Consider the following 10,132-nt stretch of genomic DNA (forward strand, 5'->3'; position numbering starts at 1 on the left):
CAGATGAATTACCGAAAATCGATCGAACTTTCGGCCCTCTAGACACTTTTTAAGTAGACTCTAGCGGAGCCATTGTCAGTCCTGCACGGCTCAATTGCATATGATAAAGTTCTGCTTGCTCTTGCGGGCCAACCCAGACGGTGGCCTGGCCTTCGTGGTGGATTTGGTTGGCGAGTTTCCAAGCTTGATCGCTCGTCATCCCTGGAATGTATTTTGTCAAACATTCCACAACGTGCTGGAATGTGTTGAAATCGTCGTTGAGGACTATTACCCGATAGTTGGGATAAGGTTTGCGGGTAACTTGACTCGATCGAACGGGTGCTATGGTTGGTGAAGAGGTCATCGCGCGAACAGCCACTAAAACTACAAAATTCGTAAAATAGTTACCTCTCAAATTTTAACACAATTTCAGATTTTTTTAACCCGTACTTGGTATTTTGATCCGCTTAGGGGTTTATTTTCACCACCGGGCTCTGCGTTAAACTTCTCCAGAAACTGTGGGGATTAGGGGTTAGGTACCTTGCTCCCCATTGACAGACTTTTCTGGAGAAATCTATGGCATCGCGCCGATTAAACTAAAGTTAAGACTCGATCGACCTCAGAAGTGTCGCCGTGAGAGTACGCTTGCACCAGAAGTTGCTTTAAATCTTCAATCAACGGATAGCGGGGGTTCGCTCCGGTACACTGATCGTCAAAAGCGTGATCGGCCATTTCCTCAACGCGAGCAAAAAAGAAATCATCACTCATTCCCTGACTGGCGATCGCCTCCTGAATCGTGGTAGGAATATCTACCTGACGCTTCAGATCTTCCACCGCTGCGATCAACTTCTCAACTTTTTCATCTTCTGTATCGCCGCCCAAATTCAGATAGTCCGCAATTCGAGCATAACGCCACTTGCTGTTAGGATACTTGTTTTGAGAAAAAATCGCTTGTTTGAACGGAATATCCGTTGCATTGTAGCGAATTACATGGGAAATCATCAGCGCATTCGCTAAACCGTGAGGGACATGGCAAGTTGCGCCTAATTGGTGAGCCATTGAGTGACAAACCCCCAGAAAAGAGTTGGCAAATGCCATGCCGGCGATCGTAGCAGCATAATGTACTTTCTCCCGTGCTTTCGGATCGTTAGCACCATTTTTGTAAGCGCTGGGCAGGTATTTAAACAGCAAACGAATCGCTTCTAAAGCCAAACCATTTGTATACTCAGAAGCCAACACAGAAACATAAGCTTCTAAAGCGTGGGTTAGCGCATCAATGCCGCCGTAAGCAGTCAGTTTTCGAGGCATATTCAGGGTAAGTTCTGGATCGACGATCGCCATACTCGGAGTCAGAGCATAATCTGCAAGCGGATACTTAATCCCCGATCGTTCATCCGTAACAACCGCAAAAGGCGTGACTTCCGAACCCGTTCCCGAAGTAGTTGGAATTGCCACCATAATTGCCTTTGAACCCAAAGGCGGCAGTTCGTATACCCGCTTGCGAATATCCATAAACCGCATCGCCAATCCTTCAAACTCAATTTCTGGATGCTCATACATCAGCCACATTACTTTAGCAGCATCCATAGGCGAGCCACCACCAAAGGCAATAATCACATCTGGATGGAAACTATTACAGATTTGTAAACCTTTGCCAACAGTAGCAAGCGAAGGATCGGGTTCCACATCGTAAAATGTGTAGTGATCGATGCCGATTTCTTCCAAACTATCTGTGACTTCCTTAATCAATCCCAATTCAAACAAAGGTTTATCCGTCACGATCAAAGCACGTTTCTTACCTGCAAGATCCCTCAAAGCTACAGGAAGACAACCCGACTTAAAATAAATCTTGGGAGGAATACGGAACCAGAGCATATTCTCGCGCCGTTCTGCTACGGTTTTGATATTGAGCAGGTGATGGGGTGTCACGTTGACAGAAATGGAATTATCGCCCCAGCTACCGCAACCGAGGGTAAGGGAGGGATCGAGACGGAAATTGTACAAATCGCCGATCGCACCTTGAGAAGAAGGCGTATTAATCAGCACCCGCGAAGTCTCTAGTTTGCTTTCAAAATAACGGATGTGCTTCTGATTGTGCGGAGCCGTGTAGAGTACAGAAGTATGTCCGTGTCCGCCAAAAATTATCAGCGCTTCGGCTTTCTCTACTGCTTCAGTAAAGTCCTTGGCGCGATACATAGCGAGAATCGGCGAAAGTTTTTCACAAGCAAAGGGTTCTGCTTTACCTATCGCATCCACTTCTCCAATCAAAACCCTGATGTTTGACGGCACTGTAAAGCCCGCAATTTGCGCCACCTTTTGCACCGATTGTCCGACTATTTCGGCATTCAATCGACCATCAATTAAGATTACCTGCCGCACTTTTTCCCGTTCTTCAGCATTCAGGAAATAAGCACCGCGCTTGATGAATTCCAGTTGTACAGCATCGTACACCTCATCCACAACAACCACCGATTGTTCAGAAGCACAAATCGTGCCGTTGTCGAAAGTTTTGCTCAGCAAAATTGAGCTGACAGCCATTTGGATGTGGGCGGTTTCATCGATGATGGCAGGAGTATTTCCTGCGCCGACACCGAGGGAGGGATGTCCTGAAGAGTAGGCCGCTTTTACCATTCCCGGCCCGCCAGTTGCCAAAATTAGTTTGATATCGGGGTGCTGCATCAAAGCTTGGGAAAGCGGCACAGTTGGCTCATCAATCCACCCAATAATATCCGGTGGTGCTCCTGCTGCTACAGCAGCATCGAGGATGATTTTTGCCCCCGCAGCCGTGCAGGATTTGGCGCGGGGGTGGGGCGAAAATATAATCCCATTTCTCGTCTTGAGCACGATTAAAGATTTAAAGATGGTGGTGGAAGTCGGGTTAGTTACAGGCACGATTCCCGCCAGCAGTCCCACGGGTTCGGCAATGCGTTCGTAGCCAAAATGCCGATCGGACTCGATGATACCGCAAGTCTTGTCGTTTTTGTATTTGTTGTAAATCATTTCCGAGGCAAAATGATTTTTGATTGCCTTATCTTCGATGACTCCCATTCCCGATTCTTTGACTGCTGCCTTGGCTAAGGGAATACGGGCGGCATTAGCGGCTAAAGCTGCTTGCTTGAATATGCGATCGACCTGTTCTTGAGTGTAGGTGGCAAATTCAGCTTGGGCTGCTTTTACTTTTTGAATTAGGACTTCTAATTCTTCTAAATTGGTAACTTTCATGTTATTTTTCCTGATGTTTATTTCGGAAAAATTATTGCCTCAATCTTTGATTGGTAGGGAACCCGCAGATCGACGCAGATAATTTCTAGATTGTTTGTGACTTGTGAACGCGGTCTTTTAATTATTATATACCGCTAGCTCCGATCGCATTTAGCCCGCGACTGCGAAAAATATCAACAGTTTTTTGCACGACTTCCGGTGAAGCTGGAGGTGTATCCTTGAGTTCGTAATCCAGTTTTAATTGTTCCCATTTGTATTCTCCCATTTTATGAAATGGTAAGACTTCAACTTTTTCCACATTGGTCAGAGTGGCAATAAAATCCGCTAGTTTTTCTATGTTTTCGATGGCATCTGTGAGGTGAGGAACTAGAACGAAGCGAATCCACGTCGGTTTGCCAATTTCGCTGAGATATTTTGCCATTGCTAAAGTTGGCTCGATCGAAACATTGGTGACTTTGTAATACAGTTCGGGAATGTAGGATTTGATGTCCAATAAAACCAGATCGGTCATTTCCAGAACCGGTTTAGCAACTTCTAAAACACAGAATCCTGATGTGTCCAGCGCTGTATGCAAGCCTATTTGATGACAGCGGGTAAAGATTTCTCTGACAAAATCCGGCTGCATCAACGGTTCGCCGCCGCTGACTGTAACGCCTCCTTTCCGCAGGTAGGATTTACATTTTGTAATTTGCTCGATTAAATAATCGACGGTTACTTCTTTACCATCGTGGGAATTGCGACAGTCGGGATTGTGACAGTAAAGACAGCGTAACGGACAGCCTTGGGTGAAGACGATAAACCGGATTCCGGGGCCGTCTACTGTACCAAATGTTTCGATTGAATGAATGCGACCAATTCCAGACATTTAATTTGCTGTTTGTTGGTAGGGATTTTGAGAATAGGGATGAGCGGGAGGGCGAGGTTAACTTAAGCCTGGAAACTTGCGGATTTTTCGTTTGGTTGCTGAGGCTCGATCCCCCTAAATCCCCCTTAAGAAGGGGAGTAGGGGTTGACTTTGAGAAGTGGACGGTTCCCCTTGAATCCCCAGATAGTTGGGGGAATTCAAGAATACTCTTGTTCCCCCCTTCTTAAGGGGGGTTAGGGGGGATCTGGTCTTATGGTTCAACAGCGAAACTAGACGAAAAAAGACTTATCGAGAACCCATTATGTAGGCGCTTCTTGAGTCCCCCTCAGCTCGGACTTCGTTTGACAAGGAGCGGTTTCAACCGCCGATTCAATGGGATTTAGACCCGTTCGTGGAAAGTCCGTTTAATCACATCTAATTGTTGTTCGCGGGTAAGTTTGATGAAATTAACCGCATAACCGGAGACGCGAATTGTTAGCTGGGGATAGTTTTCTGGATGTTCCATCGCATCTAGTAATGTTTGCCGATCGAGCGCGTTAACATTGATGTGATGGCCACCATCGTGGAAGTAACCGTCTATAAGACTAACTAGGTTGTTAGTCCGATCGCTCTCCATTCTGCCCAAGGCCTGCGGTAAAATCGAAAAAGTATTCGATATGCCATCTTGACAATCGCTGTAAGGCAGTTTCGCTACAGAAGATAAGGATGCGATCGCCCCACAGGAATCTCGGCCGTGCATCGGATTAGCACCGGGAGCAAAGGGTTCGCCTGCTTTACGTCCGTCGGGAGTGCTACCAGTTTTTTTGCCGTACACTACGTTAGAAGTAATCGTGAGTACCGATTGAGTCGCTACAGCGCCACGGTAGGTTTTGTGCTGGCGAATTTCGTTCATGAAGCTTTGCACAAGTTCGATCGCCACACTGTCTACGCGATCGTCATTATTGCCGTATTTTGGATACTCTCCTTCGATCGAGTAATCTACGGCCAAACCTTGCTCGTTGCGAAGCACCTTAACTTTAGCGTGTTTAATCGCCGAGAGCGAGTCCGCCACCACTGACAATCCGGCAATTCCGCAGGCCATTGTCCGGTAAACATCGCGATCGTGCAATGCCATTTCCAGGCGTTCGTAGCAGTATTTGTCGTGCATATAGTGAATGACATTCAACGTATTGATATACGTTTTTGCCAACCACGCCATCATGTCGTGGAACCTGGCTCTTACCTCGTCATAATCGAGATATTCGGTAGTAATCGGTGGGAACTGCGGCGCGATTTGGTCACCGGACTTCTCATCTTTACCACCGTTAATCGCATAGAGCAAAGTCTTAGCCAAGTTAACTCGCGCGCCGAAAAACTGCATTTGCTTGCCAATTCGCATCGCAGAGACACAACAGGCGATCGCGTAATCATCGCCGTATTGAGGACGCATCAAATCGTCGTTTTCGTACTGAATCGAACTTGTGTCGCTGGATACCTTCGCACAGAATTCTTTGAAGTTTTCCGGCAAGTTTTCCGACCACAAAACGGTGAGATTTGGTTCTGGTGCAGTACCGAGGTTTGACAGGGTGTGCAAGAATCGGAAACTGTTACGAGTTACCAATGTTCTACCGTCATCGCTGATACCGCCGATCGCCTCTGTTACCCAAGTTGGATCGCCAGAAAACAGAGCGTTATAGTCGGGAGTCCGCAAGAACCGCACCATACGGAGTTTCATTACAAAATGGTCGATCAGTTCTTGCAATTCCACTTCGGAACTCGCGCCACTTTGCAAATCGCGCTCGAAATAAATGTCTAAAAACGTCGATACGCGGCCGAGAGACATCGCTGCCCCGTTTTGTTCTTTCACTGCTCCCAAGTAGGCAAAATACACCCACTGGACAGCTTCTCGTGCATTTGCCGCCGGACGGCCAATATCAAAGCCGTAGCTAGCAGCCATTTCTTTTAACTCAAACAATGCCCGAATTTGCTCGGATAACTCTTCGCGCAAACGAATTGTTGCCTCGTCCATCGCGTCTAGTTCGAGTGATTCTTGCTGTGTTTTTTTATCATCAATTAGGCGATCGACACCGTACAAAGCCACGCGCCGGTAGTCACCGATGATCCGCCCGCGTCCGTAGGCATCTGGCAAACCTGTGATGATACCCGAACGTCTCGCCAGACGCATCGAGCGCGTGTAAACATCGAATACACCATCGTTATGAGTTTTGCGATATTTCGTAAATATTTCTTCAGTTTGTCGATCGAGCTGATAGCCGTAAGCTTCTAAACCTGCCTTGACAACGCGAATCCCGCCAAAGGGCATAATCGCGCGTTTCAAAGGTCGATCGGTTTGCAAACCTACTATTTGTTCTAGGTCGCGATCGATGTATCCTGCTGCATGAGCCGTGATAGATGTGGGAACTTTTGTATCAACATCCAATACACCTTTTTCGCGCTCTTGCTTCATTAATTCCAGAACTTTTTGCCAAAGCTGCTGGGTTTTTTCGGTTGGTGCTGTGAGAAATTCTGCATTCCCTTCATAGGGCGTGTAATTTTTTTGAATGAAGTCTCTGACATTGACTTCCTTTGTCCAGTTGCCTTCAGTAAAGCCGTGCCATTCTGCAAACATAGCTTGCTTTCACCTCAATTTTTTGTTAGCGATCGATCTTTTCTCCTCCGACCGCTATATCTACTATATATTTAATCTCAATATTTTAAATAGCCTGTTCGCTCTTTGTTACAAAACTTGACTTGCTAATTCTGTGGGAAGAATTAAGATAGATAGTATGCAGAACAACCTCTGGGATTTTTGAGGAAGATCTGACAAAATGGGATTCCGAACTAACACTTTGACAACTGAAATGTTGTTTAAGAGCGGGGCGGTCGGAAACCCGCAATGAGATTTTTGGTCGCGAACTGCGAAGACCAGAAGAAGAGGAAGAAAAAGCAGAAGAATAGCAGAAAAATAGTTCGGATTTGATTCGAGAATTGTTATCGAAAGCAGAGCAATATTAATTGCTGATTAATTGAAGTAGGGTATTATGCAGATAAATTCAAGAAATCAAAGCACTGCGAGCGATCCGGCTCACGATATTTGGAAAGAACAGCGTCATCCGCTCGATCGGATTTTTCAGCCTCGCTCCGTGGCTGTAATCGGCGCAACAGAGAGAGAAGGAAGCGTCGGACGAACTCTCCTGTGGAACTTGATTCGGAATCCGTTTGGCGGAACAGTTTTTCCAGTGAATCCGCAGCGCCGCAGCGTCTTGGGGCTCAAGTCTTATCCTGACATTGCTAGCGTCCCGGAAACAGTGGATCTGGCGGTGATTGCTACGCCTGCTGCTGGAGTGCCGCAAGTGATCCGCGAATGTATCGCTGCTGGGGTGAAAGGAGCAATTATTGTTTCTGCGGGCTTTAAAGAGATTGGTGCGGCTGGGGAGGCTTTAGAACAGCAAGTGATGGCCGAGGCGCGTCTCGGCGGAATGCGGATTATCGGCCCAAATTGCCTCGGCGTGATGAATCCTGTGCTTGGGCTCAATGCTACTTTTGCAGGTACGATCGCCCGTTCGGGTAATGTCGCCTTCATCAGTCAAAGCGGCGCCCTCTGTACTTCGATCCTAGACTGGAGTTTGGGAGAAAATGTCGGTTTTAGCGCCTTTGTATCGATCGGCTCTATGCTCGATGTCGGTTGGGGCGATCTGATCGAGTATTTCGGAGACGATCCCCATACTCACAGTATCGTTTTGTACATGGAATCTATGGGTGATGCTCGTTCGTTTCTGTCCGCCGCCCGCCCAGTGGCGATCGACAAACCGATCATCGTTCTCAAGGTAGGACGTACCGCCGCCGCCGCCCAAGCCGCCGCTTCCCATACGGGAGCTTTGACCGGCAGCGATGACGTGCTTAACGCTGCTTTCCGCCGCTGTGGCGCGTTGCGGGTACATACGATTTCCGATTTGTTCGACATGGCAGAAATTCTGGCCAAGCAACCGCGACCGCAGGGCAACCGCCTATCGATCGTCACCAATGCAGGAGGCCCAGGGGCGATCGCCACTGATGCCTTAATTAGCGACGGCGGTGCGCTGGCAGATTTGGCACCGGAGACGCTGCAGCAGCTTGATGAGTTTTTGCCACCTCAGTGGAGTCATCACAACCCGATCGATATTTTGGGCGATGCTAGTAGCGATCTTTACGCCAAAACTCTAGAAGTTGTCGCTCCCGATCCCAATAGTGACGGATTGCTGGTCATCCTGACGCCACAAGCGATGACGAATCCGACGCAAACCGCAGAAAAACTCAAGTCTTACAGCAAACTCGGAAAGCCCTTATTGGCAAGCTGGATGGGCGGTGTGGAAGTATCAGCGGGAACGCAAATTCTTAATCAGGCAAATATTCCGACTTTCCCCTATCCCGATACCGCCGTCAGGTTATTCAACTATATGTGGCGGTACACATACAACCTGCGCGCTATCTACGAAACGCCTTCTCTCCCCGCTGATTGCGAAATCGAGACTTCTGGGTGTGCGACTGCGGCGAAGATTTTGACTGCTGCCCGCCAAAACAATCGCACTTTATTAACCGAGTACGAATCAAAACAGTTGCTGGCAGCTTACGGCATTCCCACCGTAGCGACAGAAATTGCAGCGAGTGCTGCCGAAGCTGTGGAAATTGCCGATCGCCTCGGTTATCCAGTGGTGCTAAAACTTCATTCTGAGACGATTACTCACAAAACCGATGTGGGGGGCGTAAAACTAAATTTAGGCGATGCTAACGCTGTAATTAGTGCCTTTGAGGCGATCTCCCAGCGGGTACGGGCGATCGATCCTGCAGCGTTTCTCGGCGTGACCGTGCAGCCGATGGTGCATTTGGAAGGCTATGAACTAATTTTGGGTAGCAGTATCGACCCACAATTTGGGCCGGTGATGCTGTTTGGTTCCGGCGGACAATTAGTGGAAGTATTTCAAGATCGATCGCTGGCACTTCCGCCTTTAAATACCACCCTAGCGCGGCGGATGATGGAGCAAACGCGCATCTATAAAGCTTTGCAAGGAGTGCGCGGTCGATCGGCAATTGACATGGTACAACTCGAACAGTTATTAGTTCGTTTCAGTCAACTAATTGTAGAGCAACCTCAAATTGCCGAGATTGATATTAATCCGCTGTTGGTTTCTCCTGAAGGTGCGATCGCTCTTGATGCCCGCGTTGTTCTCCAAACAACGGAAAACCCCATTTCTCCCGCGATTCGCCCCTATCCTACGCAATACGTTCAAACATGGTCAACAAAGGGCGATCGTCCCATCACCATCCGTCCGATTCGCCCAGAAGATGAGCCGCTGATGGTGCTGTTCCACCAAGAACTTTCCGAAGAGAGCGTGTATTTGCGCTACGCTCACATGGTAAAGTTAAAGCACCGCATCGCTCACGAACGTTTGACCCGGATTTGTTTTATTGACTACGATCGGGAAATGGTGTTAGTAGCCGATCGTCAAGACCCGGAAACCTCAGAACACCGGATTTTGGGAGTAGGGCGTCTGAGCAAACTCCACGGCACAAACCAAGCCGAATTTGCCCTGATCGTTAGCGATAGCTATCAGCAGCGCGGTTTGGGAACACAATTATTGAGGCGGATGCTGCAAATTGGTCAGGAAGAGAAATTAGAGGCGATCGTCGGCTACATTCTCAATAGCAACTACAAGATGCAGAGCCTCTGTAAAAAACTAGGATTTGAACTCCAACCAGACCGAGGCGAAGGAATGTTGAAAGCTGTTTTTGTTTGCTAATAGCAAGTTTGGTTAAATAATTCTCATTCATCATGACTTTAATCCAATGGCACTGAAAAAGTGAGCAAAAAAAAATCTGTAAGGCAATATATATATAGATCATTGCCTTACAAACACAAAAATCTATCTCTATTATGTCAAATCGTGCGTCTATTCTCAAGCAACAATTTTTACAGAGTGTGGCCTTACCCTGGAAGGAGCTTCTACCAGACTTTAAAGTCCAAGAGCTTCTCGCTAACGAGAATGTGAGGTATTACAGCAGCGTCTACACACCGATAGTGACATTATGGGCAATGGTATCCCAGGTACT

At 47.6% G+C, this 10,132-nt stretch carries 5 protein-coding genes; 1 reads left to right on the forward strand and 4 read right to left on the reverse strand.

Features of this window, described 5'->3' with window-relative positions:
• Positions 1-49: 49 nt before the first annotated feature.
• The 4 genes from clpS to pflB all read right to left on the reverse strand — a co-directional run bounded on the left by clpS (position 50) and on the right by pflB (position 6,674).
• Positions 50-343 (reverse strand): ATP-dependent Clp protease adapter ClpS, encoded by a 294-nt coding sequence (gene clpS, locus QUA24_RS08850; RefSeq protein WP_006633998.1) that lies wholly within the window; start codon positions 341-343, stop codon positions 50-52.
• A gap of 227 nt (positions 344-570) precedes the next feature.
• Positions 571-3,201, reverse strand: coding sequence for a bifunctional acetaldehyde-CoA/alcohol dehydrogenase (adhE, locus tag QUA24_RS08855; RefSeq protein ID WP_333228903.1), 2,631 nt, complete (start codon positions 3,199-3,201; stop codon positions 571-573).
• Between the two features lie 124 nt (positions 3,202-3,325).
• Positions 3,326-4,066 carry a pyruvate formate-lyase-activating protein gene (pflA, locus tag QUA24_RS08860; protein ID WP_333228905.1) on the reverse strand — a complete coding sequence of 247 codons (741 nt, stop codon included), beginning with the start codon at positions 4,064-4,066 and terminating at the stop codon, positions 3,326-3,328.
• Between the two features lie 379 nt (positions 4,067-4,445).
• Positions 4,446-6,674, reverse strand: a complete 2,229-nt coding sequence (gene pflB, locus QUA24_RS08865; protein ID WP_333228907.1) for a formate C-acetyltransferase — start codon at positions 6,672-6,674, stop codon at positions 4,446-4,448.
• Between the two features lie 412 nt (positions 6,675-7,086).
• Here pflB and QUA24_RS08870 point away from each other — a divergent pair, with 412 nt between their 5' ends.
• Positions 7,087-9,822 carry a bifunctional acetate--CoA ligase family protein/GNAT family N-acetyltransferase gene (locus QUA24_RS08870; protein WP_333228909.1) on the forward strand — a complete coding sequence of 912 codons (2,736 nt, stop codon included), beginning with the start codon at positions 7,087-7,089 and terminating at the stop codon, positions 9,820-9,822.
• The last annotated feature ends 310 nt before the right edge of the window (positions 9,823-10,132 follow it).

It is taken from the genome of Microcoleus sp. Pol12B5 (assembly GCF_036701335.1).
Lineage (GTDB): Bacteria > Cyanobacteriota > Cyanobacteriia > Cyanobacteriales > Microcoleaceae > Microcoleus.